At 59.7% G+C, this 26603-nt stretch carries 26 protein-coding genes, 1 tRNA gene and 1 riboswitch; of the genes, 10 read left to right on the top strand and 17 right to left on the bottom strand.

The genetic code is table 11. The features are described from left to right. Positions 1–3: 3 nt before the first annotated feature. Entirely contained in the window at positions 4–1662 is a 1659-nt protein-coding gene (locus tag AC2A6O_RS17665; protein ID WP_498929034.1) for a lysine--tRNA ligase, read from the bottom strand. A gap of 319 nt (positions 1663–1981) precedes the next feature. Between AC2A6O_RS17665 and AC2A6O_RS17660 the strand changes: the two genes are divergently transcribed. Further along, a complete protein-coding gene (locus AC2A6O_RS17660; RefSeq protein WP_148585602.1) occupies positions 1982–2395 on the top strand; it encodes a tellurite resistance TerB family protein in 414 nt (137 codons plus the stop codon). Between the two features lie 18 nt (positions 2396–2413). Next, on the top strand, positions 2414–3514 hold the full coding sequence (locus AC2A6O_RS17655) for an alpha/beta hydrolase family protein (protein ID WP_498929032.1): 1101 nt from the start codon (positions 2414–2416) through the stop codon (positions 3512–3514). A 127-nt stretch (positions 3515–3641) separates the two neighbouring features. Here AC2A6O_RS17655 and apaG read toward each other — a convergent pair whose 3' ends face one another. Next, positions 3642–4043: a Co2+/Mg2+ efflux facilitator ApaG/CorD gene (apaG, locus tag AC2A6O_RS17650; protein ID WP_498929030.1), complete on the bottom strand. Its 402-nt coding sequence runs from the start codon at positions 4041–4043 to the stop codon at positions 3642–3644. 210 nt (positions 4044–4253) lie between these two features. Between apaG and AC2A6O_RS17645 the strand changes: the two genes are divergently transcribed. Further along, complete coding sequence (locus tag AC2A6O_RS17645; RefSeq protein ID WP_498929028.1) at positions 4254–4871, top strand: CDP-alcohol phosphatidyltransferase family protein; 618 nt, start codon at positions 4254–4256, stop codon at positions 4869–4871. Here the strand turns inward: AC2A6O_RS17645 and AC2A6O_RS17640 are convergent. Beyond that, positions 4868–6076, bottom strand: coding sequence for an O-succinylhomoserine sulfhydrylase (locus AC2A6O_RS17640; RefSeq protein ID WP_498929026.1), 1209 nt, complete (start codon positions 6074–6076; stop codon positions 4868–4870). The two genes, AC2A6O_RS17645 and AC2A6O_RS17640, sit on opposite strands and share 4 nt — an antisense overlap. A gap of 36 nt (positions 6077–6112) precedes the next feature. Continuing rightward, positions 6113–6192: riboswitch (SAM riboswitch) on the bottom strand. A gap of 140 nt (positions 6193–6332) precedes the next feature. On the opposite strand from AC2A6O_RS17640, the gene AC2A6O_RS17635 reads away from it, so the two are divergent. Together AC2A6O_RS17635 and AC2A6O_RS17630 are read left to right on the top strand one after the other, a co-directional pair. Beyond that, positions 6333–7469, top strand: coding sequence for a 2'-deoxycytidine 5'-triphosphate deaminase (locus AC2A6O_RS17635; protein ID WP_148584916.1), 1137 nt, complete (start codon positions 6333–6335; stop codon positions 7467–7469). Between the two features lie 7 nt (positions 7470–7476). Continuing rightward, positions 7477–8025, top strand: coding sequence for a YigZ family protein (locus AC2A6O_RS17630; protein WP_498929024.1), 549 nt, complete (start codon positions 7477–7479; stop codon positions 8023–8025). A gap of 193 nt (positions 8026–8218) precedes the next feature. On the opposite strand, the gene AC2A6O_RS17625 is transcribed toward AC2A6O_RS17630, so the two are convergent. Then, positions 8219–9019 (bottom strand): ion transporter, encoded by an 801-nt coding sequence (locus tag AC2A6O_RS17625; protein WP_498929022.1) that lies wholly within the window; start codon positions 9017–9019, stop codon positions 8219–8221. A 168-nt stretch (positions 9020–9187) separates the two neighbouring features. Here AC2A6O_RS17625 and AC2A6O_RS17620 point away from each other — a divergent pair. Further along, positions 9188–9261: transfer RNA gene (locus AC2A6O_RS17620), tRNA-Gly, on the top strand. Positions 9262–9308: 47 nt separating this feature from the next. On the opposite strand, the gene AC2A6O_RS17615 is transcribed toward AC2A6O_RS17620, so the two are convergent. Beyond that, a complete protein-coding gene (locus AC2A6O_RS17615) occupies positions 9309–9515 on the bottom strand; it encodes a YjiS-like domain-containing protein (RefSeq protein ID WP_148584922.1) in 207 nt (68 codons plus the stop codon). Between the two features lie 148 nt (positions 9516–9663). On the opposite strand from AC2A6O_RS17615, the gene AC2A6O_RS17610 reads away from it, so the two are divergent. Beyond that, a complete protein-coding gene (locus AC2A6O_RS17610) occupies positions 9664–10113 on the top strand; it encodes an Lrp/AsnC family transcriptional regulator (RefSeq protein WP_498929020.1) in 450 nt (149 codons plus the stop codon). Between the two features lie 117 nt (positions 10114–10230). Continuing rightward, positions 10231–11127, top strand: coding sequence for a transporter substrate-binding domain-containing protein (locus tag AC2A6O_RS17605; protein WP_498929017.1), 897 nt, complete (start codon positions 10231–10233; stop codon positions 11125–11127). 25 nt (positions 11128–11152) lie between these two features. Here the strand turns inward: AC2A6O_RS17605 and AC2A6O_RS17600 are convergent, their stop codons facing one another. Beyond that, entirely contained in the window at positions 11153–11998 is an 846-nt protein-coding gene (locus AC2A6O_RS17600) for a sterol desaturase family protein (RefSeq protein WP_498929015.1), read from the bottom strand. A gap of 115 nt (positions 11999–12113) precedes the next feature. Here AC2A6O_RS17600 and AC2A6O_RS17595 point away from each other — a divergent pair, with 115 nt between their 5' ends. Next, entirely contained in the window at positions 12114–12761 is a 648-nt protein-coding gene (locus AC2A6O_RS17595) for an alpha/beta family hydrolase (protein ID WP_498929013.1), read from the top strand. A gap of 413 nt (positions 12762–13174) precedes the next feature. Here AC2A6O_RS17595 and AC2A6O_RS17590 read toward each other — a convergent pair whose 3' ends face one another. Genes AC2A6O_RS17590 through AC2A6O_RS17580 form a run of 3 tightly spaced genes read right to left on the bottom strand, consistent with a single transcriptional unit; the run spans position 13175 to position 16297 of the window. Beyond that, the gene (locus AC2A6O_RS17590) at positions 13175–14161 is read right to left on the bottom strand and encodes an Hsp33 family molecular chaperone (RefSeq protein WP_498929011.1); all 987 of its coding nucleotides are present in this window, start codon (positions 14159–14161) and stop codon (positions 13175–13177) included. A 10-nt stretch (positions 14162–14171) separates the two neighbouring features. After that, on the bottom strand, positions 14172–15101 hold the full coding sequence (argF, locus tag AC2A6O_RS17585; protein WP_498929009.1) for an ornithine carbamoyltransferase: 930 nt from the start codon (positions 15099–15101) through the stop codon (positions 14172–14174). Beyond that, positions 15101–16297 carry an aspartate aminotransferase family protein gene (locus AC2A6O_RS17580; protein ID WP_498929007.1) on the bottom strand — a complete coding sequence of 399 codons (1197 nt, stop codon included), beginning with the start codon at positions 16295–16297 and terminating at the stop codon, positions 15101–15103. The genes argF and AC2A6O_RS17580 overlap by 1 nt, the downstream gene beginning before the upstream one ends. A gap of 440 nt (positions 16298–16737) precedes the next feature. Between AC2A6O_RS17580 and AC2A6O_RS17575 the strand changes: the two genes are divergently transcribed. After that, positions 16738–17274 carry a GcrA family cell cycle regulator gene (locus AC2A6O_RS17575; RefSeq protein ID WP_498929005.1) on the top strand — a complete coding sequence of 179 codons (537 nt, stop codon included), beginning with the start codon at positions 16738–16740 and terminating at the stop codon, positions 17272–17274. Between the two features lie 314 nt (positions 17275–17588). Here AC2A6O_RS17575 and phoB read toward each other — a convergent pair whose 3' ends face one another. The 8 genes from phoB to AC2A6O_RS17535 all read right to left on the bottom strand — a co-directional run bounded on the left by phoB (position 17589) and on the right by AC2A6O_RS17535 (position 26556). Continuing rightward, positions 17589–18290: a phosphate regulon transcriptional regulator PhoB gene (gene phoB, locus AC2A6O_RS17570; RefSeq protein ID WP_148584935.1), complete on the bottom strand. Its 702-nt coding sequence runs from the start codon at positions 18288–18290 to the stop codon at positions 17589–17591. 79 nt (positions 18291–18369) lie between these two features. Then, positions 18370–19065, bottom strand: a complete 696-nt coding sequence (phoU, locus tag AC2A6O_RS17565; RefSeq protein WP_148584936.1) for a phosphate signaling complex protein PhoU — start codon at positions 19063–19065, stop codon at positions 18370–18372. 31 nt (positions 19066–19096) lie between these two features. Beyond that, positions 19097–19894 (bottom strand): phosphate ABC transporter ATP-binding protein PstB, encoded by a 798-nt coding sequence (gene pstB, locus AC2A6O_RS17560; protein WP_148584937.1) that lies wholly within the window; start codon positions 19892–19894, stop codon positions 19097–19099. An 11-nt stretch (positions 19895–19905) separates the two neighbouring features. After that, positions 19906–21258, bottom strand: coding sequence for a phosphate ABC transporter permease PstA (pstA, locus tag AC2A6O_RS17555; protein ID WP_148584939.1), 1353 nt, complete (start codon positions 21256–21258; stop codon positions 19906–19908). Beyond that, positions 21258–22727, bottom strand: coding sequence for a phosphate ABC transporter permease subunit PstC (gene pstC, locus AC2A6O_RS17550; protein ID WP_498929002.1), 1470 nt, complete (start codon positions 22725–22727; stop codon positions 21258–21260). The genes pstA and pstC overlap by 1 nt, the downstream gene beginning before the upstream one ends. 65 nt (positions 22728–22792) lie before the next feature. Further along, positions 22793–23833, bottom strand: coding sequence for a substrate-binding domain-containing protein (locus tag AC2A6O_RS17545; RefSeq protein WP_148584943.1), 1041 nt, complete (start codon positions 23831–23833; stop codon positions 22793–22795). A gap of 645 nt (positions 23834–24478) precedes the next feature. Beyond that, positions 24479–25834 carry an ATP-binding protein gene (locus AC2A6O_RS17540; protein WP_498928999.1) on the bottom strand — a complete coding sequence of 452 codons (1356 nt, stop codon included), beginning with the start codon at positions 25832–25834 and terminating at the stop codon, positions 24479–24481. A 236-nt stretch (positions 25835–26070) separates the two neighbouring features. Beyond that, positions 26071–26556, bottom strand: coding sequence for an SRPBCC family protein (locus AC2A6O_RS17535; protein ID WP_148584947.1), 486 nt, complete (start codon positions 26554–26556; stop codon positions 26071–26073). Positions 26557–26603: the final 47 nt, after the last annotated feature.

Below are 26603 nucleotides of genomic sequence, written 5' to 3'. Positions count from 1 at the left end.
CAATCAGGCCGTCAGTTCGCCAGCCAGCGCCTTGCGGATCATCTCGCGTGTTTCGGCAATGCCGTAAAGAGCGACGAAGGATCCGAAACGAGGCCCCTTTTCCTGACCCAGCAGCAACTGATAAAGCGCTGAGAACCAGACGACCGACACGCCGGGGCCGCCGTCCGGCCCCTTTTTCGACGGGTCCTGATAGCGCTCAATGGATCGTGCGACGTCCAGAACCGCATCCTGGATGGCAGCGCCATCCGCATCGGCCGGCAGGGCTGCCAGGGTTTCGTCCAGCTTTTCCAGCGCAGTGCGCTCGACATCGTCCGGCACCTTGAACGACTTGGTCGGTTTGACGAAATCGTCGAAGTAGCGGATCGCATAGCCGACAAGCGCATCCAGTTCCGGATGGGTCGATGCCGTGACGCCCGGTGCATAGCGGGAGATGAACGCCCACAGCACGTCCTTGTTTTCCGCATTGGAGGCGGACACGAGGTTGAGCAGCATGGCGAAAGGCACCGGCATGTCGATCTTCGGGATATTGCCCGAATGGATGTGCCAGGCCGGGTTCTGCAGCTTCTGCTCCACCGGCATCTGCTCGTATTTCTGGACGAAGGTGTAATATTCGTCCACCGCCTTCGGGATGACGTCGAAATAGAGCTTCTTGGCCGTCTTCGGCTTCTGGAAATTGTAGAGCGCAAGGCTTTCCGGTGCGGCATAGGTCAGCCATTCGTCGATGGTCAGACCATTGCCCTTGGACTTGGAAATCTTCTCGCCCTTCTCGTCCAGGAACAACTCGTAGACGAAGTGTTCCGGAGCAGAGCCGCCCAGGATGTTGCAGATCTTGTCGTAGATCGGCGCATTGGTCATGTGATCCTTGCCGAACATCTCGAAGTCGACATCAAGCGCGGCCCAGCGCATGCCGAAGTCGGGCTTCCACTGCAGCTTTACCTTGCCACCGGTAACCGGCAGAGTGATGTCTTCGCCAGTCTCATCAGCAAAGGTAATGGTGCCGTCCTTCGGATTGACGTCCTTCATCGGCACATAGAGCACACGGCCCGACGTCGGCGAGATCGGCAGGAACGGCGAATAGGTTGCCTGACGTTCCGCCCCAAGGGTCGGCAACATCACGTCCATGATCTTCTGGTACTTTTCGGTGGCGCGGATGAGCACTTCGTCGAACTTGCCCGCCTTGTAATATTCCGTCGCGCTGGCAAACTCGTAGTCGAAGCCGAAGGTGTCCAGGAACCGGCGCAGCATGGCGTTGTTATGGGCAGCAAAACTGTCGAAGTCGCCGCCAAACGGGTTCGGCACCGCCGTCAGGGGCATCTGGAGATAGGGTTCGAGCGCTGCACGATCCGGCACGTTTTCCGGAATCTTGCGCATGCCGTCCATATCGTCGGAGAAGCACAGCAGCCGGGTCGGGATCTTGTCTTCGGTCAGCAGGCGGAAGGCGGTACGCACCATGGTGGTCCGCAGAACTTCGCCGAAGGTGCCTATATGCGGCAGCCCTGACGGGCCGTAACCCGTCTCGAACAGAACCGGCTTGTCCGATCCCTTTTTCTCGATCCGTTTGACCAGTTTTCGCGCTTCTTCAAACGGCCACGCTTTCGATTTCGTGGCCGCCTCGACAAACTCTTGCGAAAGGTCAAGCGGAGGCAGGGATTGTTCGGTCATTTTTATAGTCGTTCTGTTCAAGAGAATGGATGGAACGCAACAAGCCGGTTTTTGGTATTTTCGGCTGGTTGCTGCGGCGCGACACTAGATCAACACGCCTCTGTGTGCAATCGCATGATCCCAGCTAAGTTGACGGTAACCGGGACCTTTGAGCACTCTTTCCCTCTCCAACGTTATCCCGGCTGGAAAAGCAGGCTGCGGCGGCCATCAGATTGTCTTGCAGCGGTGACTTGAAGCTTGTCTCCCAACCCGCTACATCGGGCGCACGATCAAGAAGATGTTTCCGTCTTTTGGTGCTACGGGAGAAAGAATAGTGTCTATGAACGAGCCGATCAGCGTACAGGAAGCCCTCATTTACGTGATGGTTATCGTCTCGGCGTCGGACAATCAGATGACCGACAACGAACTGGCCACCATCGGCGACATGATCAAGATGCTGCCCGTCTTCAGTGGCTACGACGACAACCGGATCATCCCGGCCGCCCAGCGCTGTGGTGACATCCTGCAGGAAGACAACGGCCTTCATCTGGTGCTGGAACTGGTCGGCGACGTGCTTCCGACAAAGCTTTACGACACGGCCTATGCCCTGGCGGTTGAAGTGGCGGCTGCCGATCTCCACGTCGAGAAGGAAGAATTGCGCATCCTGCAGCTTCTGCGTGACCGCTTCAAACTCGACAAGCTGACCGTGGCTGCCATCGAACGCGGCGCGATTGCCCGTCACCGGACCATCTGATCCGCTCGGAGCAGGTATTTGAAAGCATCGAAGGCCCTCGCCTGGGTCGGGGCGGCATCCATTGCCGTCCTGGCGGGTGTTTTCCTGGTTTTCCTGGGCCTTCAGGATTTCGAGCTTTCTGAATACGAGACGCGGCCGATTGTCTTTTCCTTCGACGGATATTCCGTTTCAGGCACATTGCATCTGCCGCCCCCCGAAAACACGAAGCCTGATCCGCCGCCCCTGGTTCTGCTCGTTCATGGGGATGGCCCTGCCGACAGGTACTCCGGCGGTGGCTACCTGCCTCTTGTCAGCAGCCTCCTGGACAGCGGGTTTGCCCTCTATTCCTGGGACAAACCGGGGGTTGGCGAGAGCGAAGGCAACTGGCTGTCCTTTTCGATGGCTGACAGGGCTCGCCTCGCAGCAACGGCCCTTGCTGCAGCAAAAGAACAGCCTGAATTGCGAATGTCTCCCGCCGGGTTTCTCGGCTTTTCCCAAGCTGGTTGGGTATTGCCAATTCTGGCGGAAGAGCCTGCACAGGCCGATTTCTTCGTGATTGTCGGCGGCGCGGTCAACTGGTTAAGGCAGGCAGGCTATCATACCCGGCGCAGGCTGGAACGTACAGGCACCGATCTCAAGGAGATCGATCAAGCCGTCGCCGAGAACGCGAGGGATGGGCAAAGATTTCTCGACCGGGATTTTTCCTATCAGGACTATCTCGACAGCGGCATGGACAAGGTTCCGATGCCGGAAGACCGCTTCGCATTCGCTCACCGGAATGCGGCGGCCGATTCCAGTTCTAGCCTGACACACATATCCGCCCCTGTTCTGACTGTGCATGGCGGCGAAGACCTCAATGTCGATCCCGATTTCAATTCCGCCGTTTATCGAAAGACCCTCGAAGCTGGCAACCCCGCCAACCGCTTCGTGGTCGTCCCGCACGCAACACATGCACTGCTTCGGGCGGAAGCCTTCAACTACCAGCTCGAGGGGCAAATGCCTTCCTGGGCGAAGGCCTTGTTTATGGTGCTGGGGCGCCGTGCCTACGCGCCGGGCGCACTGGACACAATAACCCTCTGGATCAAGGAACAGGCAGCAACGGCACATCGCCGTTCAACTTCGCCAGATCGTTCAAATTGAAACCTTGTTGTTTTCGGTCCCTCATTGCGGAGACGAAACATGGGCAATCAGGCAATCGGAGCGCAAATGAGCCTGCACTATCCGCCGAAGCGGCGGCCTTGCCGGCATCTGACCGGGCCCACGAGCCTCAGTTCAGACTGTGGATCGCGTCCGGCAGGTCGAGCGAGAACGCGGGAATGACGACATCGAACAGGGAGCCGTCCGGACGTTCCATCGAATAGGACCCGGCCATGATGCCGCTGTCGGTCGAAAGCGGGCAGTGAGACGAATATTCGTAGGTTTCACCGGGTTCTATCACCGGCTGTTCGCCGACGACGCCCTCTCCGCTGACCTCTTCCTGGCGCCCCAGAGCGTCGGTGATCTGCCAGTACCGCGTTTTCAGTTGCACCGGCTCGCTGCCACCGTTGTGGATCTCCACCATATACGCCCAGATGTACTCGCTCGCTTCGGGACGCGATTCATCGTCCATGTAAAACGGCTCGACAGAGACTTCGATCCCTTGGGTGATGGCGGTGTAACTGCCAGACACGGCTTTTCCTTAATTTCTGAACTGCGAACCTTGAAATAGACCGGTCCGAAGCGACGTCCACGGGGGGCACCCGCTCATTCAGGACGCGCTTATAGGGCGAATGACGCAAGCGTGAAAGAGGGTTGTGGCATCTGAGGCTGGAATTGCTTGTGATTTGATGCTGGATTTTGCAAGAACACGATCTGTCAGTCCAAACACAGTGACCTTTTCATGTTCGATGCCTGCCTGCGCCCGCTGATCGACCCGCCGTTGAACCGGCTGGGACAATACCTTGCCGGCACGGGGCTCAAGGCCAACAGCGTGACCCTTGCCGGTTTTGCCATCGGCATGGCGGCAGCCGTTGCAATCTCGACCGGGTACACTCTGGTCGGTTTTTTCCTGATCGCGGTCAACCGTTTTGCCGACGGTCTCGATGGTGCGCTGGCCCGCGCCACTGCCAAAACGGATCTTGGTGGCTATCTCGACATCACGCTGGATTTCTTTTTCTACAGCGCCATTCCCCTTGCCTTTGCCGTGCAGGACCCGGCCAGCAATGCCCTCGCGGCCGCGGCGCTTCTTGCCAGCTTCTACGCCAACGGCTCGGCCTTTCTGGCTTTTGCCATCATGGCGGAGAAGAACAAGCTGACCACCGACGCTCAAGGAGCCAAATCGCTCTATTACATCGGTGGCCTTGCCGAGGGCACCGAAACCATCGCGCTGTTTCTGCTGATGGCCCTGATGCCTGACTGGTTTCCGGTGCTCGCCTATGGCTTTGCAGCGGTTTGCTTCCTGTCCGCCGGGGCCCGGGTGCTCATTGGCGTCCGGGCCCTGCGGCAGACAGGCCGTTAGATCGCCTGAAGCGCCTTTTCCACATCTTCCAGCAGGTCCTGCGGATCTTCCAGGCCGATCGATAGCCGCAGAATACCGTCGGTGATACCGAGTTCTTCGCGGGCTTCCTCGCCGATTGACTGATGCGTGGTCGTTGCCGGGTGGGTGATCAGGCTCTTGGCGTCGCCCAGATTGTTGGAAATCTTGATGATCTCCAGCGCATTGGTGAACCGGAAGGCGGCTTCCTTGCCACCTTCGATTTCCATCGCCAGCATCGTGGACCCGCCGCGCATCTGGCGCTTGGCAACATCAGCCTGCGGATGATCGTCCCGGCCCGGGTAAATCAACCGCGTCACCTTGGACTGACCCGCCAGGTAATCGGCGATCATGCCGGCGGTTTCCGTCTGGCGCGCAACGCGCAGCGGCAGTGTTTCGAGGCCCTTCAACAGCACCCATGCACTGAAGGGGCTCATGTGCGGACCGGTGTGCTTGACGAAGGGCATGACCTCGTCGTTGATCCACTCTTCATCCGACAGGATCACGCCGCCGAGACACCGACCCTGGCCGTCGATGTGCTTGGTGGCCGAATAGACGACCACATCGGCGCCGAGCTGTAGCGGCGATTGGTAGAGCGGCGTCGCAAAGACGTTATCGACGACCAGCCGAGCCCCGGCCTCCTTCGCGATCTGCGCCACGGCTTCGATATCGATCACTTCCAGCGTCGGATTGGTCGGGCTTTCCAGAAACAGGGCCTTGGTGTTCGGCCGAACGGCCGCCTTCCACTGCTCGATGTCCGTTCCGTCGACCAGCGTGCTTTCAACACCAAAGCGCGGCAGCAAGGTTTCGCAGATATAGCGGCAGGAGCCGAACAGCGCCTTGGCGGCAATCACATGGTCGCCGGCTCTGACCGACGCCATCAGCGCCAGGTTGACGGCTGCCATGCCGCTGGCGGTTGCCCGTGCGGCCTCGGCCCCTTCCAGACCCTTGATGCGATCTTCGAACATGGTAACGGTCGGATTGGCGTAGCGGGAATAGACATAGCCCGGATCCTCGCCATTGAACCTGGCCTCCGCAGCTTCCGCACCGCTGTAGGTGAAGCCCTGGGTCAGATAGATGGTCTCCGAGGTCTCACCAAACGGTGACCGCATGGTGCCGCCATGAACCAGATTGGTTGCAGGGCGCCAGTTCTTGTTTCCGGTCTTGGTGGTCTCAGTCATGTCTTTCATTCGCTCCAAACGCAAAAAACCCCAGCCTAAAGACCGGGGTTCTCACCTCCGGCCTTTTTAGCAACTTGTTTAACGTGGCTGCAAGCCGGCCGGCCCAAATCACCACGAAGTGAGCTTGTCCTACGGGATAATCGGACACAGGTCAATTGTGTATTGCGTCCTTTGAGCCCAAAAGCCCGGTTCTGCCAGAATGCCTGTTGGCGTGGGCGGCCCGATCCTTTAATGACCATAGACCAGCAAACTGCGGAATATCTTCATGAACGTCACAGCAGGTCAGGCCTTGAACGGAAGCGCAATTCTCACAGCAAACGGCATTCTGCCGGAACGGGTAATCCAGGCCATGTTCGCCGCCGGAGAGATTTCAGCGGACGCACCGCCAGTCACCGGACAGATCCAGCCTGCCAGCCTTGACCTGCGTCTGGGCAAAGAGGCTTACCGGGTGCGAGCCAGCTTCCTACCGGGACCGGAGATCCAGGTGGCGGCACGGCTTGAGCAGATGAAACTGCACACCGTTGACCTGAGCGAAGGCGCGGTTCTTGAGACCGGCTGTGTCTACATCGTGCCCCTTCAGGAAAGCCTTGCTCTGGCACCGGATATTTCCGCGACCGCCAACCCGAAAAGCTCCACCGGGCGCCTGGATGTCTTCACCCGTGTCATCACCGACAACGGGTTGGCCTTCGACACCATCCCGGCCGGCTATACCGGTCCGCTCTATGCGGAGATCTCGCCGCTGACCTTCCCGATCCTCGTTCGGTCTGGGTCCCGCCTCAGTCAGATCCGCTTCCGGCGCGGCCAGTCGCTCATTCCCGATGCTGAACTGGAAGCAGTCCACAAGGCCCACACCTTGATGAGCGGTGGCAACGAGCGTATCGGCAACGGTGTGCAGCTTTCCATTGATCTTGAGGGGACCGGCCCGAACAGCCTGATCGGCTACCGCGCGAAGCAGCACTCCGGACTGATCGATGTGGATGTCGTGGGCGCGCAGGATGTCCTGGATTTCTGGGAGCCGATCTATCGCCGCCAACGGGCGGAACTGATCCTCGATCCGGACGCCTTTTACATTCTGGTGAGCCAGGAAGCGGTGCATGTGCCGCCGGACTATGCCGCCGAAATGGTGCCGTTCGATCCGCTCGTCGGCGAATTCCGCGTCCATTATGCCGGTTTCTTCGACCCGGGCTTTGGCCATGCGGGTGCCGGCGGTGTCGGCTCGCGCGCGGTGCTGGAAGTCCGCTCGCACGATGTGCCTTTCATTGTGGAACACGGCCAGACCATCGGCCGCCTGGTCTATGAACACATGGCCGAGCGCCCGGCAACGCTTTACGGCGAAGGCATCGGCTCCAACTATCAGGGCCAGGCGCTCAAGCTGTCCAAACACTTCAGGGCACCTGCCTGACCCTCCTATGGCCCTGAAAACCGTCACATGTGAATTTGAAGGCTTTCTGGAAGACCGGAAGTCCCGTTTCCTGGCGCATCTTGTGCCGATGGAAATGTTCGACCAGCGGCTGGAAGAGCTGCGCAAGGAACACAAGAAGGCCAACCACATCGTCACGGCGCACCGCCGACTGCTGGATGATGACCGGATTGATGAAAGCGGCAAGGACGACGGCGAACCGGCAGGCACTTCCGGCATGCCGACACTTCGGGTGCTGCAAGGGGCCGAACTGATCAACTGCGCCGTTCTGATCGTGCGCTATTTCGGTGGCACCAAACTCGGCGGCGGCGGCCTTGCGCGGGCCTATTCCGGCGCCACCCAGGATGCCATCAACAATGCCGATCTGGTGCCATTTCAGAAGATCCTGTCAAAAACGGTTAGCGCCGACTTTGCCTCCAGCTCCGAGCTGGAACGGCGGATCGAAAGCCTCCGCCTGACGGTGATCACGCGGGATTACACCGAAGACGGTGTGACGCTGGCGGTCGAGGGGCCGGAAGATGTTCTGGCGGAGCTTTAGGGTGTGGACCCTCTCCAGTCGTCATCGCCGGACTTGATCCCGCATCCCTCTCGAGACCTTGGCCACAAAGAAACAAGTGGCTTGGGAGACGGAACGGCATGGGTCCCATGGTCCAGCCATGGGACGCCGCATCAGATCATAAATCGCTCTCGGTCCATACGCTGTTGCCTCGGCTTCAGACAGTCGCGCAGTCTTACTTCCGGGACTCGTCTACCTGCGTCTGAAGCTGCCTGACCTCGTTGCGGAGCGCCCTGACCTCTTCCAGAATAAGACCTGTGTCGACATGGATGGCCTGCCGGTTGGCGTCGGCCTCGGCCTCGTGCTCCTCCTGCATGGCGGAAACGATGATACCAATAAACAGGTTCAGCACCGTGAAGGCCGTGCACAGGATGAAGGGCACGAAGAACAGCCAGGAATACGGGTAGACGTCCATAACAGGACGCACGATGCCCATGGACCAGCTTTCCAACGTCATGACCTGGAACAGTGTGTAGAGCGAAGCGCCAAGTGTCCCGAACCACTCGGGAAAGGCTTCGCCGTAAAGCTTGGTGGCCATGACAGCGAAGACATAGAAGACCAGCGCCATCAGCACGACAATCGAGCCCATGCCCGGCAGAGCGGCCACCAGTCCGCCGATTACGCGGCGCAGGGACGGTACGACGGAAATGAGGCGCAAGGCCCTAAGGATCCGCAGCGACCGCAGAACGGAGAGGTTGCCCGTTGCCGGCATCAGTGAGATCGCCACGATGGTGAAATCGAACAGGCTCCACGGGTCCTTGAAGAATTTCAGACCATGGGCATAAAGGCGCAATATCAGCTCGACGACGAATATGCCCAGAATTGCCTGATCGACCAGCTTCAGGAAACCGCCGATCTCCGCCGTGACGGTGTGGCTCGTCTCCAGACCGAGCGTTACCGCATTCAGAACGATGACGCCGATGATCCAGGCTTCCCAGTTGCGTGAGGTGACCAGCGCCCTGACCTGTTTTCGCATTGATGTGCCCCGGTTTGATGGCTTTTCGTGCGTGTCGCACTGCACGGCCAGAACATGGCGATTTCAATGCTGCATCGCAAGATCGCCGCGCTTTGGAAAAGCATATGCCCCTCAAAGAAGCCCGCTTGACAGGCCGGGCAAGTCGGCGCAGAAAGCTCATCAGGTTCGGCGGGTGTAGCTCAATGGTAGAGCAGAAGCTTCCCAAGCTTAAGACGGGGGTTCGATTCCCCTCACCCGCTCCAAACCTCTTCATCCTATCTCCCAAATTTGCAGCAACGCCCGACCCCTATCAGCGGAGCGTTTCCCGTACCTGTGCCTGTTTTCGGACAACCGAGCGGCTGAGTCCGACGTCTTCCAGCAAATAGTCAGGCAGATCTGCCAGATGAGCCATATCGCGCCGATGGCGCAGACGCTTCAGTAAAAAATGAAAGACGGCGGTTCCCAGACCCGTCCTGCGGACGCGCGTCAGGTGCAGTGATACATGGTGATCGGACATCTGTTTGCTCCTTTCCAACGAGACAGGAACAAGTTTAGAAAGAGCCACCGCGAGCGGTGCGCAAATGTCTCGCCTTGAAGCGACAAACTCGCAAGATTTAAAAATCTCCGATAATATGTCGCATAACGATGCCTTAGGGGACCTTTCCATGGATCTGGACGATTTCGATCATCAGCTTTTGCATCTGCTCAGCCACGATGCCCGCCAGACCGGCAAGGAACTGTCGGAGAAAGTCGGCCTGTCTTCCGCTGCCTGTCTGCGCAGGGTTCAGCGCCTTCGGGAAGTGGGAGCAATCGAGCGGGAGGTGGCCGTTCTGTCGCCAGAGGCAACCGGCGCCTCTGTCACCTTGCTCGTGATGCTGGCGCTGTCGCGCGGACAGCCCGAGCGCATGGCAAAGTTGCTGCAGAAGTTGAGGAAGCTTCGGGAAGTGAAGAAGGTCTATCACGTCACCGGCCCGGCCGATCTGGTGCTGACGGTGCAATGCGCTTCCATGGAAGCCTATGCGACCTTCACCGAAGCTCATTTCTATGAAGACGAAATCAAGGGCTTCGACACAATCGTCGTCCTGCGGTCCTATGATCCGGAACCGCAGACCTGACGGTACTCCGCGCACGCCAAAGAGCGGGCTGACAAGCAGTGCAGGTTCGCGATATCCTGTTGTTGCGATTCCCGGCGCGTATGCCGACCATGACTTGATATGGAACGAGACGTCCGCGTGCCACGTTCACTACCACTTCTTCAGACTATTGGCCGTCGTGCCGCCGGGCTGCTGGCTCCCAGCTCCCGGACACTCGCCACTCTGACGCTCTGCACTCTGGCGCTTGGCACCCTGTCGGCCTCCGCCCAGGAACCTTCGGTCCGCGTTCCCAATTTCTGGGATCCCAAAGCCGTCCACGACCGGCCGAATGCCATTCCGGACAAGATCCAGTTTCTGGCGACCGACGGCTACCCGCCATTTGTCTTCCGCGATCAGCATGGCCGGCTGACCGGCTTCAATGTGGATCTCGCCCGGGCGCTGTGCCAGGAACTGGGCAGTTCCTGCGCTCTGCGCATCAAGGACTTCGAGGTTCTTCTGCCCGCGTTGGACGAGGAAGAAGGCGACGCGATCATCTCGGGCCTGTCGCGCAGCCTGCCCGCCACGCGCGGCCTCAACTTCACCGAGGATTATCTGAAGCTGCCGGCACGGTTTGTGGTGCGGGCTTATAACGCGTCCGATTTCAACGAACAGGCCCTGACCGGCAAGAGAATTGCCGTCGAGGCCGGGTCCCGATACGAAGCCTTTGCCAAGCGCTTCTTTCCCGAGGCAGAGATTATCAGTCTGGAGACGGTGGAGGCGACCCGGGAGGCCGTCAAAGGTGGCTCGGCCGACGCCCTTTTCGGCGATGGTCTGAACCTGTCCTTCTGGCTGCCGAGCGAAGCCGCAGATGGCTGCTGTGCCTTTGCCGGCGGGCCGTGGCTGGAGCCCGGCTACTTTGATGAGGGCATGGCCATTGCAACGCGCCAGGACGACCCGGAACGGGCCGCTGCCCTCACCTACGCCCTGCGCCAGCTTCATCAGAAGGGTATCTACCGCGAGCTTTACCTGCGCTATTTCCCGATGAGCTTTTTCTGATTGTTTCCGGCAGGCTGGCAGCGTGTCAGCTTTTGCCAGCGCTCTTCTTCAGATCTGCCTTTTTCGAACGGTCCGGATTTTTCAGGAACGGGATTGCCAGACTGAAGGGAAACGAATGCGCACGCGGCGTGAGCGCGGCACCGAGCCCGATTTCCATGGTCTCGTGTCCCTGCTCCGGATCTTCAACATAGGTCCCGAACAGACGGTCCCAGATGGCGAGATAGAAGCCGTAGTTGGAATCTGTCTCATGCGGCAGCACCGAATGATGGATGCGGTGCATGTCCGGGGTGACGATCAGAAAGCGTAACGGGCGGTCCAGCCAAAGCGGCAAGCGGACATTGGCATGGCTGAAAACCGCCGAGGCGTTGAGGACGATCTCGAAGATCAACACCGCTTCGACCGGGCCGCCGAGCGCGATGATGACCAGCCCTTTCCAGAGGAACGACAGCAGAATTTCTATCGGGTGGAACCTCAGCGCCGTCGTTGCATCAACCTCGCTATCGGCATGATGCGTGCGGTGAATGCGCCAGAAAAGCGGAACCTTGTGCGATACCAGATGCTGAAACCACACCGCCAGATCGAGCGCGAGAAAGGTGATCACACCCGCCAGAACGCCGGACCAGCCGGGCAGCGCAAAAAGGCCCCAGCCCTTTTCCTGTGCCAGCAGTGCCAGGCCAACGCCGCCCATGGGGAAGATCAGCCGCACCAGCAGGGCATCAAGCAGGACAATGCCCCAGTTGGTCGGCCAGCGTTTCAAACGGCTGCTTTTCAGGCGACGCCGCGGCAGACCGGCCTCCAGCAGCGCCATAATCAGAAAGATGCCGCCGAAACAGGACATGCGAAGCAGGTTGATGTCGATCTGGTCAAACATGGGGTCTTTTGAAACGTCCTGACTAATGCAGCTTGCCACGGTCCCGATGGCACGATAGGGCGGTACAACAATACTCCTGATATCATTTCTTGCCGCTGCGACAGATCACATCATCATGACCGACTTTCTCTGGACCCGCCCCGAAACGCCCCCAATGGCAACCCTGCTGCTGGCCCATGGTGCCGGTGCGGCCATGGACTCGGCCTTCATGAACAAGCTGTCGGCGGCTCTCGCCCGCGAGGGCATTGCGGCGGCACGCTTCGAATTTGCCTATATGGCCGGACGCCGGACTGGCGGCCCGAAAAAGCCGCCACCACGGGCCGACAAGCTGATTGCCGAGTTTCAGACTGCCCTGCAGTCCGTCATGAGCGAAACCGACGGCCCGTTGCTGATCGGCGGCAAATCGATGGGCGGCAGGGTTGCCGCGATGCTGGCAGGCGGCGGCTCGCTGCCCGGGCGCGTCAAGGGTGTAGCCTGTTTCGGCTACCCCTTCCATCCCACCGGCAAGGCCGACGCAGAGTGGCGGTTCCAGCCGCTGCAGGACGCCAAGCGCCCGGTTCTGGTGCTGCAGGGCGACAGGGATCCTTTCGGCTCCAAGGCAGAGCTTGACGAGGTCACCCTGCCCGCTCATGTCAGCCTGTCCTATCTGGAAGACGGCAACCATGACTTCGGCCCGCGCGGCAAGTCTCCGGCAACACTCGACGGCAACATCGCGCTGGCTGCAGAGGCTGTCAGGGCATTTGCGGACGGGTTGGCGCGTTAAGGCCCACCACAGCCCTTGCTATCTACCCACATGACCTCTTGCCGGAAGCAGGAGTGGTGACCTTTTACGCAAGCGGCCCATCCTTCGAGACAGCGCTAAAGCGCTTCCTCAGGAGGAGGAAGATGTGGGTGGGACAGCTCAATTTTTGTTGCTAATCGGGGTCCTGGGACCACGCGTCCAAAGGACATGAGCACCGTTAGCCGCAAATTCGCGTTGTCTCATCCAAGAGATGCTCCCCCCACCCCAGGCGGTTAAACCGGACAAGCGCAGCGCAGATCCGGTGCCTGCTCACATGACGGCTTACCGCAGTTGATCTTTGCGCTTCCTCACGAGGAGGCCGTTTTGGCAGAAAAACAGACAAAAGCCCGGACCGTTTCCGATCCGGGCTTTCTTCAATGTGCCTTCGTCCCGGTTTACTGACCCGGCTTGCCGTCGAATTCGTAGCGGGCGCTGCAGAATTCGCAGGTGACGATGATCTTGCCGTCCACCGTCATGTGGTCGACATCCTCCTGACTGAAGCCAGCGAGCACGTTTTCGATCTTCTCGCGCGAGCAGCTGCACTTGTCGGCCAGCGGCTGCGGTTCGAAGAGGCGGACGCCCCGTTCGTGGAAGAGGCGGAAGAGCAGCATTTCCACGCTGACTTCCGGATCGGTCAGTTCCACATCCTTGACCGTCTCGACCAACACCTTGGCTTCCACCCAGGCGTCGTCCTCGTCAATCTCATGCGGACGCGTGCCTTCCGGGGCGTCGCCCGGATCTATATCGGCCTGACGCATCCGTTCCGGTGCCTCTGGCAGGAACTGGATCAGGATACCGCCGGCGGTCCAGGTTTTCGCATGACCTTCGCCTTCCTGGCGGGTGAACAGTTCACCGACCCCAAGACGAACTTCGGTCGGGATCTGCTCTGACCGCTCGAAGTAGCGCCGTGCCACTTCCTCCAGCGACACACCACCCAGCTCCACCAGACCCTGGTAGCGCTGCATATGCGGGCCCTGGTCGATGGTCATCGCCAGATGTCCATGCCCCAGAAGCGCTTCCTGCGTCGCGTTGCCATCGGCCATCAGGGCCTCGACGTCGCCGGTATCGAAGGTGGCGCAGGCGCGGATCGCGTCCGGAGACCTGAAGTCGACCACCAGCATGGAGACCGGCCCGTCCGTCTGCGTTTGCAGCGTGAAACGACCGTCGAATTTCAGCGACGTGCCCAAAAGGCTGGTCAGGACAATCGCTTCCGCCAGCAGGCGCGAGACCGGCTCCGGATAGGCATGGCGGTCCAGAATTTTTTCCAGGACAGGACCAAGCGCGACCGCACGGCCGCGCACATCGAGCCCTTCCACGGCAAAGGGCCGGACAGCGTCCAGCCCTGCAGGCGTAATGCCCAGTTCATCAAGATTAAGTGCCACTTGGCTTGCCTTATGCTGCGCCGAAGCACCAGGCCAGAATGCCCTTTTGGGCATGGAGCCGGTTTTCGGCTTCGTCAAACACAACGGAGTTGGGACCGTCCATGACGTCCGAGGTAACTTCCTCACCCCGGTGAGCCGGCAGGCAATGCATGAACAGGGCGTCCTGGTTTGCCTCAGCCATCAGGCGCTTGTTGACCTGATAGGCGCTGAGAAGATTGTGACGCGATTCCGCGTCGTCATCCCCCATGGACACCCAGCAGTCGGTCACGACACAGTCGGTCCCCTTGACCGCCTCATATGGGTCCGTTGTGACCTGAATGGAACCACCCTTGGCGCGGGCGGTCTCGATCAGGTCCATCGGCGGCGCCAACTCGCCCGGCGTCGCGATGCGCAATTCGAAATCAAAGCGCGGTGCGGCGTGAATCCAGGAAGCCAGCACGTTGTTGCTGTCTCCGGTCCAGGCAACACTCTTGCCCTTGATCGAACCGCGATGCTCTTCGAAGGTCAACAGGTCGGCCATGATCTGGCAAGGATGCGAGATCTTTGTCAGGCCATTGATCACCGGCACTGTCGCATTTTCCGCGAGTTCACGCAGTTCGTTGTGATCGAGGATACGGATCATGATCGCGTCGACGAAACGGGACAGCACCCGTGCCGTATCGGCAATGGTCTCACCGCGACCGAGCTGCATTTCCGTGCCGGTCAGCATCAGCGTCTCGCCGCCAAGCTCGCGCATGCCGACATCGAAGGAAATGCGCGTGCGGGTCGACGGCTGTTCGAAGATCATGGCAAGCACCTTGCCAGCCAGCGGCCCCTGGCCGCGATTCACGCCGTTTCGGCTCGACTTGATCTTCCGGCTGATGTCCAGGATGGCGCGCAGTTCGTCGCCTTCGAAATCCGTCAGATCCAGAAAGTTCCGGTAGGTTCCATTTGCGGTCATCAGGCCGCTCCTTCCGCCAATTTCGCTTCCACGGCGACGGCAGCCTGCTCCAGGCGCTCGACAGCAATGGAAATTTCATCTTCGCTCATGGTCAGTGGCGGCATGATGCGCACCACATTGTCGCCGGCAGGCACTGCCAGGAGACCCGCTTCACGGGCCGCCAGCACATAATCAGCCACCGGCACCACGCATTTCAGGCCGAGTATCAGGCCAGTACCACGCACTTCCGCCAGCACGTCCGGATGTCCATCCACCAGCCCGGCCAGCTTCTGCTTGAAGCTGAGCCCTTTCTGGCGAACACCTTCCAGAAAGCCTTCATCCAGGACGACGTCCAGGACGGCGTTGCCCACCGCCATGGCCAGCGGATTGCCGCCAAAGGTGGTGCCGTGGGTTCCTGGCGAAAGGGCTGCAGCCGCTTCCTCGGTTGCCAGGCATGCGCCCATCGGGAACCCGCCGCCGATCCCCTTGGCAATCGCCATCAGGTCCGGCTCAACCCCCGCCCACTGATGAGCGAACAGCTTGCCGGTCCGTCCGACGCCAGTCTGGATTTCGTCGAAGATCAGCAGAATGCCGTTATCGTCGCAGATCTTGCGCAGCGCGCGCAGGAAGTCGGCGGGAATCTCGCGGATACCGCCCTCACCCTGTATCGGCTCGATGGCAATCGCCGCCGTCTGCGGACCGATAGCGGCTTTCAAAGCGTCCAGATCGCCGGCGGGCACCTGATCGAAACCGGGCGCCTTCGGACCGAAGCCTTCAAGATACTTCGCCTGGCCGCCCGCTGCGATGGTCGCGATGGTCCGGCCGTGGAAGGCGCCTTCGAAGGTGATGATGTGAAACCGCTCGGGGTCGCCATTGTCATAATGATAGCGGCGCGCGCATTTGATGGCGGCTTCCATCGCCTCGGCGCCCGAATTCACGAAGAGCACCTTGTCGGCAAAGGTTTCCGCACACAAACGCTGCGCCAGCCGCTCACCGTCGGGCATCTGGTGCAGGTTGGACGTATGCCACAGCTTGGCGGCCTGATCCTGCAATGCCTTGACCAGATGCGGATGAGCATGACCGAGTGCGTTGACCGCGATGCCGGAACCGCAATCGAGGAATCGTCGGCCGTCAGTCGTTACCAGCCAGACACCTTCCCCATGATCGAAAGCCAGTTTCGATCTTGCGTAATTTCCGAATAGTGCAGTCGCGGACATAACCTCGTTTGTCTCCTTTAAACGCCCTTTCTGTCCCAGCGTCACCCAGACGCCAGGCCGACATCTGAAACAGTTGCCGAAGGGTCAAAACGCAACATGCCGCCCCGATGAGGCGGCACGTAGCGGCTTTCTTATACACTGCCCGTACCCTGCGCTGTCAATGGAAATGGCGCACAGGACATTTCACCCGTCCGGGAAGGCGGATTTCATAAAATTCTCAATGACCTCGCCATAATTGGGGAAAAGTCGTTTCATCCCCAACTGGTTTGGGTTCGGCGGTTGCCTGACAAATTAACGTTATTGTAACCTCTGAACAATCAAACACGAGATCTCGTGAGGCAAATCACCAAGAGGCACTAGATATGCCATCATTAAGCGTGCTCACGCATGCTTAACACGGGGTTAATGGCCGCAGGACGGTCAAACTAAAGGGTGCGGCGATGAGTTGGACAAACGAACGGGTTGAGCTTCTCAAAAAGCTTTGGGGCGACGGCTTGAGCGCAAGCCAGATTGCAGGCGAACTGGGTGGCGTCACACGGAATGCTGTCATCGGCAAGGTCCATCGCCTTGGTTTGTCCGGCCGTGCCAAGTCCACGTCTTCAAGCGCCAAGCCGCGCCGGCCGCGTACGGCAGCCCCCCCAGCGGGCGCCGCGCCAAAGAAACCAACCCCCACTCAGCCGCAGTCCATCGGCGCAACAGCACTTAAAGCAGACATGGCGCCTGCACCGGTGGCGGAAGCCAAGCCGCGCGTCGAACCGATTGCCGACCTGGTGCCGATCTCCAAGCGTGCGACCATCCTGACGCTGACAGAGCGGACCTGCAAATGGCCGATCGGCGATCCGGCGACCGACGACTTCTACTTCTGCGGCCGCCATTCCGATGCCGGGGTCCCCTACTGCGCCCATCACTGCAAGATCGCCTATCAGCCGGTCGCCGACCGCCGCCGCGACCGCAAGACGATGGCTCAGGCAGGCTGATAGCCTCCAGATAAATCCAGCTCGTAAAAACCCGCCGTTTCGGCGGGTTTTTTGTTTGAGTTTTCCCACGGCCAGGTGCTGCTTCCTGTGTGCCGCGTCTCACGAAGGCCCTGTGCATCCGTTGACCCGAGTGCCTTCGCTTCGAAAATGCCCCTTCATGGGAACAGAAGGTGACGACATCCTCCAGCTATTGACCATAGCCTGATCGAATGCCTGGCAGCGAAGACGCAGATAACTCTCACAGTCACATAGCCCCTGAAATGCAAAAAGCCCGCTTGTGGGCGGGCTTTCATTGCGTATTCCGCACTCTGCCCTCAGACAGCTGCAGAGGTGAACTGGTCGTTGAAGGCGTAGCCAGAACCGCGCACCGTGCGGATAGGGTCCTTTGCCTTGCCCTTGTTCAGCGCCTTGCGCAATCGGCCGACATGGACGTCGACCGTGCGTTCGTCCACATAGACATCATGGCCCCAGACGCCGTCGAGAAGCTGCTCGCGGGAGAAGACCCGGCCAGGCGAAGTCATCAGGAATTCCAGGAGACGAAACTCCGTCGGCCCCAAATGAATTTCCTTGGCATTGCGGCGGACACGGTGTGTTTCGCGATCCAGTTCGATATCGCCGGACCGCAGCATGGAAGATACCACTTCCGGGCTTGCCCGCCGCAGGATGGCGCGCACGCGGGCCATCAGCTCCGGCACGGAGAAAGGCTTGACCACATAGTCGTCGGCACCGGTCGACAGGCCGCGGATGCGCTCTGCTTCCTCGCCGCGCGCCGTCAGCATGATGACCGGCAGACGCTCGGTGTCCTCGCGCGCTCTCAGGCGGCGGCACAGTTCAATTCCGGACAGGCCCGGCAGCATCCAGTCAAGCAGCAACAGGTCTGGCAGGCTTTCCCGCAGGCGGATTTCCGCCTCGTCGCCCCGGACACAGGACTCGACCGAATATCCTTCTGCTTCCAAATTGTATCTCAAAAGAAGGCTGAGCGGTTCTTCGTCTTCAACGATGAGCACCTTCGGCATACATCTCGCTCCAATTACAGCAACCGGCGCCAGAGCGCCGGCCGTTCAGATCCTTTGCAAATGCGACAGAAGCCGGCGCTCAGACCGCGCCCGTTTCATCGACCTTTGCCCGGTCTTCCGGCAGACGTTCGCCAGTGACCATGTAGTAGACGTTCTCGGCGATGTTGGTCGCGTGGTCGCCGATGCGCTCGATGTTCTTGGCGCAGAACAGCAGGTGGACGCATTGGGTGATGACGCGCGGATCTTCCATCATGTAGGTCAAAAGCTCGCGGAAGATGGATGTGTAGATCGCATCAACCTCTGCATCGGCTTCCTGCACCCTGCGGGCAGCTTCCGGATCCTTCCGGGTATAGGCATCCAGCACCTGCTTGAGCTGAGACAGAGCAAGCTCGGTCATGTGCTCGACGCCGATCGCAAGCTTCTTGGACTGCAAGCCGCTGTCGATGGCGATCACCCGCTTGGCAACGTTCTTTGCAAGATCGCCGACACGTTCCAGGTCGTTGGCAATGCGGGTGGCAGCGGTGATTTCGCGCAGGTCCTGCCCCATCGGCTGACGACGAACGATCAGCTCGATCAGCTTCACTTCAAGTTCGTTGTAAAGGTTGTCCAGACGGACATCGCCTTTGATCGTCGCCTTGGCAAGCTCCAGGTCCTGCGACACCAGCGCAGAGACCGCATCGGCAAAGGCCTTCTCGGCAATACCGCCCATTTCGGCGACCTTGCCGGCCATGGCCGTCAGTTCGTCATCGTAAGCCGTGACTGTATGTTCAGACATCGTGTGTCCCCTTCAGAAACCTAAAAAATGCTTAGCCGAAGCGGCCCGTAATATAGTCCTGCGTACGCTTGTCCTTCGGATTGGTAAAGATGTCCTGCGTCAGACCTTCCTCAACCAAAATACCCAGATGGAAAAACGCGGTACGCTGAGACACACGGGCAGCCTGCTGCATCGAGTGGGTCACGATCACGATGGTGAAGTTTTCGCGCAGCTCGTCGATCAGCTCTTCCACCTTCGCGGTCGCGATGGGGTCAAGCGCCGAGCACGGTTCATCCATCAGGATCACTTCCGGGCTCACGGCAATCGCACGGGCGATGCACAGACGCTGCTGCTGACCGCCCGACATACCGGTACCCGGCTCGTCCAGACGGTTTTTGACTTCTTCCCAAAGCCCGGCCTTCTGCAGGCTGGAGGCCACGATTTCATCCAGCTCGGACTTGCTGCGAGCCAGGCCGTGGATCCGAGGGCCGTAGGCGATGTTGTCATAGATCGACTTCGGAAACGGGTTCGGCTTCTGGAACACCATGCCGACCTTTGCGCGCAGCTGCACCGGATCGACCTTGGGGTCGTAGATATTCTCGCCGTCGATCTTGATCGAGCCTTCGACGCGGCAGATGTCGATGGTGTCGTTCATCCGGTTGAGCGTGCGCAGGAAGGTCGACTTGCCACATCCGGAGGGGCCGATGAAGGCCGTCACGGACCGCGGCTGGATTTCGATGTCAACGTCTTTGATGGCGTGCGTATCGCCATAATAGACCTGCACCTTTTTCGCGGAAATTTTGCTTTCGGTCATGGTTTTCGCCTGTTCAAAATTCGGCATCTCGTTCATCGGAGCAATCCTTACCAGCGGCGCTCAAACCTGCGGCGCAGGATGATAGCGATAATGTTCATGGTCATGAGGAACACCAGCAGAACAATGATCCCGCCCCATGCGCGCTCATAGAATGCCGGATCGGCGCGTTTCGCCCATTCGTAAATCTGGGCCGGCATGGCCGAGTTCGGCGAGAAGAAACCGGCCGCCACACCATCGGGGAAGTTGGAGGCGATGAAGCCGACCATCCCGATCAGCAGCAGCGGAGCGGTTTCACCAAGGGCCTGCGCCAGACCGATGATCGTCCCAGTCAGAATGCCCGGCATGGCCAGCGGCAGCACATGGTGGAAGATCGACTGCATCTTGGATGCCCCGATCCCGAGCGCCGCATCGCGGATGCTTGGCGGAACCGCCTTCAGCGAGGCGCGGGTGGAGATGATGATCGTCGGCAGCGTCATCAGCGACAGCACCAGACCACCGACCAGCGGTGCGGACTGAGGCAGGTGCATGAACTGGATGAACACCGCCAGGCCGAGGATCCCGAATACGATGGACGGTACCGCGGCCAGGTTGGAGATATTCACCTCGATGAGATCGGTAAACTTGTTCTGCGGCGCGAACTCTTCCAGATAGATGGACGCGGCGACACCAATCGGCAGTGACAGGAACAGCACCACCAGCATCATGAACAGAGAGCCGATCATGGAGGCCCCGATGCCGGCCTGTTCCGGGCGGCTGTCGGACGCATCGGTTCCGGTGATGAAGGCCCAGTTGAAACGCTTCTCCAGAAGGCCGGCAGACTGCATCTGGTCTGCCAGATCCAGGTGCGCAGCGTCCAGGTTCTTGTCTTCGGCAAGGTCTTCCCGCTTGACGCGGCCCTTCAGGTAGCCGTCAACGCGGGACGAGGCGATCAAATCGAAAGTGACGGTCGAGCCGATCTTGTCCGGATTGGCGAGCACATAATCGCGGACCGTTGCTGCGGCACCTGAGGAGAACAGCTTCTCCATGTCCTTGGCCGACATATCGGTGGTGATCTTGTCACCGGCGAGTTCCCTGGCGAAGGCGTCGACGATGATGGCCCGGTATTTGGACGTCTTGACCACCGACTTTTCCGCGGCGGCAATCTGCTCCTGGTTGAGCGGCACATCCACCTTGATGAAGGTCTGGCTGAAGGCGCCGAGACCGTTGGAGAGGATCGCCCACAAGAGCGCGATAAGGAAGAACAGGCCAATGCCGATGGCAATGATGCCATAGAGCTTGAAGCGGGCTTCGGCGGCGTTGCGCTTCCTGGTCAGCGGATCGAGTTCGAGGATCGAGGTGATCCTGTTCGGGGCCGGAGCACTGGTCTTGCCCGACGGAGGCGTAAGGGTCGTGTCGGTCATTAGTCGTACTGCTCCCGATATTTGCGCACGATGTAGAGCGCGAAGATGTTGAGCCCCAGGGTCACGACAAACAGGGTCATACCGAGCGCGAAGGCGACCAGCGCTTCCGGGGAGGCAAAGTCGTTGTCGCCGGTGAGCTGGCTGACAATCTTCGCGGTCACGGTGGTCATCGCTTCGAGAGGGTTCATGCTGAGGCGGGCAGCGGCCCCGGCCCCCAGTACCACGATCATGGTTTCGCCGATGGCGCGAGAAGCCGCCAGCAGGACGGCACCGACGATACCCGGCAGGGCCGCCGGCAGAATGACCTGCTTCACCGTTTCGGAATGGGTGGCGCCAAGGCCGAGGGAGCCGTCGCGCATGGCCTGCGGCACGGCGTTGATGATGTCGTCGGAGAGGGAGCTGACGAAGGGGATCAGCATGATGCCCATGACCGCGCCTGCGGTGAATACCGAGGAAGCGCCTGACATCCAGCTAACGCCGAGCGCACCGCCGGAGCCGAACAGGTTCATCAGAAGCGGGCCGACCGTCAGCAGCGCAAAGAGACCGTACACGATGGTCGGAATACCGGCCAGGATCTCGAGCAACGGCTTTGCAACGGCACGCACGTGCGGCGTTGCATATTCGGACAGGTAAATTGCGGCGAACAGGCCGATCGGCACGGCAACAGCGAGCGCTATCAGGGAAATATACATGGTCGCCCAGATCAGCGGCACGATACCCAGCTCCGATCCGCCGCCGAAGCTCGGTGACCAGGTCAGGCCAAAGAAGAAATCCGCGGCCGGATAAAGCCGGAAGAACTCCACCGTGTTGAAGATCAGCGACAGCACGATGCCAACGGTCGTCAGGATAGCAATGGAAGCGGCTGCGATGAGGATGTAGCGGACAACCGTTTCCACCACATTGCGGGCGCGGAAATCCTTGTTGGTACGCAGGACAGCGACGGCGAAACCGATCAGACCGGCCGCCAGAACGACGATGGACCGCAGCAGCAGGCCGGTGCTGGAGATGCTGCGGTAGGTCTGTGCCGCCCGCAGCGTTTCGGCGGTTACCTCAGAACCGAGTGCGACACCGATCTCGCCGAGACGGCTGCGCACGTCGGTCAGCTCGATACGTATGGATGACGCCGTGTCAGCCGACATAGCGCCTTGGGACACTGCAAGGTCGAGCCCCTCGGCAACACGAACGACGTCGCTCATGACAAGGTCGAGCGAGCTTGCGGCAATGGTCTCTTCGGAAATCTTGGAGGATACCTGACTGTCCAGAACGATCGGCTGGATGATCAGCCAGGCAATAAGCAGCAGGAGGGCCGGCACAAGTATGGAAACGACGACATTCCAGCCGTAGTAGCCAGGCAGGGAATGAAGCTCTCGCGAATCCCCTCCGGCAGAACTTAACGCTTTTCCGCGGCCGACTATGTATCCGGCGGCAGCCAGAACCAGCAGCGCAATAAGAATATAGGGAAGTGACATAGGGCGACCCAACCGGCAAAGAAGAAAGAAAGGGCGGCCGAAGCCGCCCTTTCGGAAAGATGTGCTTAGTTGCCCATCGTTTCTTCGGCTTCAACGGAAGCCTGCGTAGCGGCAAGCTCCGGATCGGAAACCAGGCCATACTGGGCCAGCGGGCCATCCGGGCCAGCGATTTCGTCAGAAACGAAGAACTGAGCGTATTCTTTCAGGCCCGGGATCACGCCGATGTGTGCCTTCTTGACGTAGAAGAACAGCGGACGGGAAACCGGATACTCACCCGATGCGATGGTTTCGGTGGAAGGAGCAATACCGTCCATCGTTGCCACTTTGAGCTTGTCGGTATTGTTTTCGTAAAAAGCCAGACCGAAAACGCCAACGCCGTTCGGGTTGGAGTCGATGCGGGCCAGGGTCTCGGTGTAGTCGCCGTCGATATCCACAGACTTGCCATCGGTGCGAACTGCGATGCAGGCGTCTTCAGCGTCGTCTTCGGACATGCCGCTGTCGATCATGGCCTTCAGAGCGCCGGATTCTTCACAACCGACAGCCAGAACTTTTTCTTCGAACACTTCACGGGTGCCGTGCTTGGTGCCCGGGATGAAAGCAGCGATTTCTGCGTCCGGCAGGGATGCGTCAACTTCGGACCACTTGGTGTACGGGTTGTCGACGATCTGGCCGTCCTTCAGGACTTTTGGCGCCAGAGCGTTGAACCACTGAACCTGAGTGAATTCGTTGAATGCCGGGCCGTTTTTCTGGGAAGCGAAAACGATGCCGTCGTAGCCGATGCGGACTTCGATGATGTCCTTCACGCCAGCTTCGGCACAAGCCTTGATTTCCTTCTCGCGGATCTTGCGGGAAGCGTTTGCAATGTCGATGGTGTTCTCGCCAACGCCGGTGCAGAACTTCTTCAGACCAGCAGAGGAGCCGCCGGATTCAACGACCGGGGTCGGGAAGTCGGTGTTTTCGCCAAATGCTTCAGCAACGATGGAAGCATACGGAAGAACCGTGGAGGAACCGGCAATCTGCACCTGGTCGCGAGCCTGAGCCGAACCAGCGAATGCAGTGGAAGCAACGGCAAGAGCAGTTGCGCTAACGAGGGTCGTAAATTTCACTTGACCACTCCCTTTGAATGTCAAGGTTTCTAGATGATCACCGCGCTTGGATCTGCACGAGCGATGCGGGGAACCTAGGCTCCACGGATGAGAGTTCTATGACAGTTCTTTTTCAGTTTTGTGACAATTTAAGTCGTTGAAATTTATAAACAAAACCCTCTGATTGACGGTTTTGTGTCGCAAACAGTCATAAAAAGAGGTGCCGGAGCGCACAAGGTGCGCCCCCTATCGACCCCGGCAAAGTTGCCAATGAACCTTTTTAGCCAGCTGCACCGCTCGCAAGGCCAACCAGGTATTCTCTGGGGGACCTGACGCGGCGACTGGAAGGGGAGTGTGCGGCCTGTGTTGGCCAGACCATGGATGCAATGCCGGTAGTGCCAGCACCTCGGCAGCTTCCTGCCTGTGTTATTCGGCGGACAAGGGGAATCAGTCCCCTGGTCGCGAGATATCCGTCATCACTCCGGGCATCGTCTCTGGTGAAAGCAGACATGTTCCTTCCGGGCGTAGAAAAAGTGGGCGTGATCCGGAACTTCAGGTCTTCCTGCCGGCGGGGCGCCTGGCCAGTCACAAAAGGCTGTTCCGATCTTGCCGGGCAATCTGCTGGAGGCTTCCCGCCTCAGGAAATCGCGACTTGCCTGTGCGGTCTCACGCAGAGATTTTCTCTGGCAGACCTGCCGCGTTCTCGGTGGCGGGCAAACTGACCGTGAAGGTCGCCCCCTGCCCCTGCTCGCTTTCCACGTCCAGTCGGGCGCGGTGGCGCGTCAGGATGTGCTTCACAATCGCAAGGCCAAGTCCGGTGCCTTTCATCGCACGGCTCGATTCTACATCGACCCGGTAAAACCGCTCCGTCAGGCGGGGCAGATGTTCCCGCGGAATGCCCTCGCCGTAATCGCGCACTGACAGTTGCCAGAACGAAGCCTCCTGGGGCGCAGGTGATTTCGCGAGACCAACGTCAACGAACTTGCCGTCGTGCCCGTATTTCAACGCGTTCTCGATCAGGTTTTCCGTCACCTGGATCAGCTCGTCCCGGTCGCCCTTGATCTTCACGGGGGTATCGGGAAGCTGAAGCCGGATCTCGACCCCCATGTCGGACGCAAGTGGCGACAGCGCATCGCTCGTGTGCCGCACGATCTCCGACAGGTCGACGTCGTTCGCGGGACGGACATGGGCCTTCAGCTCAATCCGCGAGAGGGACAGGATGTCATCGATCAGCCTGCGCATCCGGCCAGCCTGGTCCAGCATGATCGACAGAAATCTGTCCCGCGCATCCGGGTCGTTGCGGGCTGGGCCCTGCAAGGTTTCGATGAAGCCTGTCAGCGAGGCCAGGGGTGTGCGCAGTTCGTGGCTGGCATTTGCCACAAAGTCGGTGCGCATGCGTTCCAACCGGCGGTTCTCGGTCAAGTCCTGGATCACCACAAGAATGAAGTCCGGTAGCTTGGAAACTTTTTCCTGCCCACCGCTGCCGGGCATGTAGATCGGCGAGATATGGGCCTCGTACCAGGTTTCGGTCGGCACCTTCTCGATCCAGCTTATCTTCTCCGCCTCACCAGTGGCGCAGACACGGTCGAAGGCTTCCAGCAGCGAAGGCGCGCGGAGCGAGAAGGACAGAGGATCTCCTGGCTTCACGCCTTCATAGATCGACAGGGCTCGCTTGTTGACATAACGCGTGATGCCGCGCCCGTCGGCAACGAAACAGGGTGTCGGAAGCGCATCGACGGTGACCTTCATGCCGGTCCCCGGCCACATCCTGCGGATTTCCCGCTGAGCATTCAGCTTGACCCTGCGGCTCGAAGACTTGCCGGGAACGAAACAGGCGACGACAACCATTGCCGCCATGACCAGCAGCCCCGTCGTCAGCGGCACTTCGTGCAGGATGACCGCACCGGTGATCGCGGCAAGCGCGAACAGCAGCACCCAGCGAGCTTCGCGGAGTCTGGTCAGGGGCGATACAGCCTGCCGATCTTCAGCGGGCTCTTCGATAGGCGAAGGCGGTAGGGTCATAGACAGTCGAGCGAATTCTTTTCAGCGATTTGGTCTCCCGAGTGCACACACTATTTCGACGTCTCAGTAAATGCGCAAGGCCGGAATAGGGAGATCGGGACAGCATGGAAACACTCCCCTAACATGGGAAGCATGTCATCCCGGCGACAAAGAGCGACTTTCGGGCAAGAGCTCTCTAGGGCGCTTGAAGATGGCGAGCGATGTCCGCTTGCAGGGCTGAAAAGGAGGCCTGCCGGTCAGCGGGTTTGCGGCAGGGGGTGTCTGGCGGCTGCCTTCAGATTATTCAGAATGCGCGGCCAGCCGTCAGCCCGGCACATGCGTTCCAGATAATCCGTCCCGGCTTCGCCATGCCTCAGAAACTCGCTATGGACGATTTCGAGGCGCGTGCTGTCTCCCGCGTCACGGAAGTTGACCATGACACGGCTTGCTGTTGCGGGATCCGCGACTTCCTCGCCATCGCGGCTGACCTGCCAGGCAAGCCGGATGTAAAGCGGCGGCTCGAGAGACAGGACCGTTCCCCAGATCCTGTGCTGTCCATTGGCGTCGATCTCATAGCAGCTCCCACCGGCATGAGGATCGATCCCTGCCTGCGCCTTGCCTTCGCCCGCATCCTTGAACGGAGAGGTCCACCACAGGTCGAGCCGGTCGACAAACAGCGAAAACGCCTGAGCCCGTGGGAGATTCAACATGCCTTCGACCCGGCACTCGGTGTCATGTGTCATTTTTTTCCGTCAAATTCGTTCTTCCCAACCCCAAACGCACTGTTTCA

Source organism: Labrenzia sp. ATLA3, assembly GCF_057180185.1.
The sequence above is the reverse complement of the archived record's forward strand: the minus strand, read 5'-3'. Positions and strand labels throughout refer to the sequence as shown.

Excerpts from the sequence above, each read along its gene's own strand:
- AC2A6O_RS17665 (WP_498929034.1), bottom strand. The coding sequence starts at position 1,662 with ATGACCGAACAATCCCTGCCTCCGCTTGACCTTTCGCAAGAGTTTGTC.
- AC2A6O_RS17660 (WP_148585602.1), top strand. The coding sequence starts at position 1,982 with ATGAACGAGCCGATCAGCGTACAGGAAGCCCTCATTTACGTGATGGTT.
- AC2A6O_RS17645 (WP_498929028.1), top strand. The coding sequence starts at position 4,254 with ATGTTCGATGCCTGCCTGCGCCCGCTGATCGACCCGCCGTTGAACCGG.
- AC2A6O_RS17640 (WP_498929026.1), bottom strand. The coding sequence starts at position 6,076 with ATGAAAGACATGACTGAGACCACCAAGACCGGAAACAAGAACTGGCGC.
- AC2A6O_RS17635 (WP_148584916.1), top strand. The coding sequence starts at position 6,333 with ATGAACGTCACAGCAGGTCAGGCCTTGAACGGAAGCGCAATTCTCACA.
- AC2A6O_RS17630 (WP_498929024.1), top strand. The coding sequence starts at position 7,477 with ATGGCCCTGAAAACCGTCACATGTGAATTTGAAGGCTTTCTGGAAGAC.
- AC2A6O_RS17625 (WP_498929022.1), bottom strand. The coding sequence starts at position 9,019 with ATGCGAAAACAGGTCAGGGCGCTGGTCACCTCACGCAACTGGGAAGCC.
- AC2A6O_RS17615 (WP_148584922.1), bottom strand. The coding sequence starts at position 9,515 with ATGTCCGATCACCATGTATCACTGCACCTGACGCGCGTCCGCAGGACG.
- AC2A6O_RS17610 (WP_498929020.1), top strand. The coding sequence starts at position 9,664 with ATGGATCTGGACGATTTCGATCATCAGCTTTTGCATCTGCTCAGCCAC.
- AC2A6O_RS17600 (WP_498929015.1), bottom strand. The coding sequence starts at position 11,998 with ATGTTTGACCAGATCGACATCAACCTGCTTCGCATGTCCTGTTTCGGC.
- AC2A6O_RS17595 (WP_498929013.1), top strand. The coding sequence starts at position 12,114 with ATGACCGACTTTCTCTGGACCCGCCCCGAAACGCCCCCAATGGCAACC.
- argF (WP_498929009.1), bottom strand. The coding sequence starts at position 15,101 with ATGACCGCAAATGGAACCTACCGGAACTTTCTGGATCTGACGGATTTC.
- AC2A6O_RS17580 (WP_498929007.1), bottom strand. The coding sequence starts at position 16,297 with ATGTCCGCGACTGCACTATTCGGAAATTACGCAAGATCGAAACTGGCT.
- AC2A6O_RS17575 (WP_498929005.1), top strand. The coding sequence starts at position 16,738 with ATGAGTTGGACAAACGAACGGGTTGAGCTTCTCAAAAAGCTTTGGGGC.
- phoB (WP_148584935.1), bottom strand. The coding sequence starts at position 18,290 with ATGCCGAAGGTGCTCATCGTTGAAGACGAAGAACCGCTCAGCCTTCTT.
- phoU (WP_148584936.1), bottom strand. The coding sequence starts at position 19,065 with ATGTCTGAACATACAGTCACGGCTTACGATGACGAACTGACGGCCATG.
- pstB (WP_148584937.1), bottom strand. The coding sequence starts at position 19,894 with ATGAACGAGATGCCGAATTTTGAACAGGCGAAAACCATGACCGAAAGC.
- pstA (WP_148584939.1), bottom strand. The coding sequence starts at position 21,258 with ATGACCGACACGACCCTTACGCCTCCGTCGGGCAAGACCAGTGCTCCG.
- pstC (WP_498929002.1), bottom strand. The coding sequence starts at position 22,727 with ATGTCACTTCCCTATATTCTTATTGCGCTGCTGGTTCTGGCTGCCGCC.
- AC2A6O_RS17540 (WP_498928999.1), bottom strand. The coding sequence starts at position 25,834 with ATGACCCTACCGCCTTCGCCTATCGAAGAGCCCGCTGAAGATCGGCAG.
- AC2A6O_RS17535 (WP_148584947.1), bottom strand. The coding sequence starts at position 26,556 with ATGACACATGACACCGAGTGCCGGGTCGAAGGCATGTTGAATCTCCCA.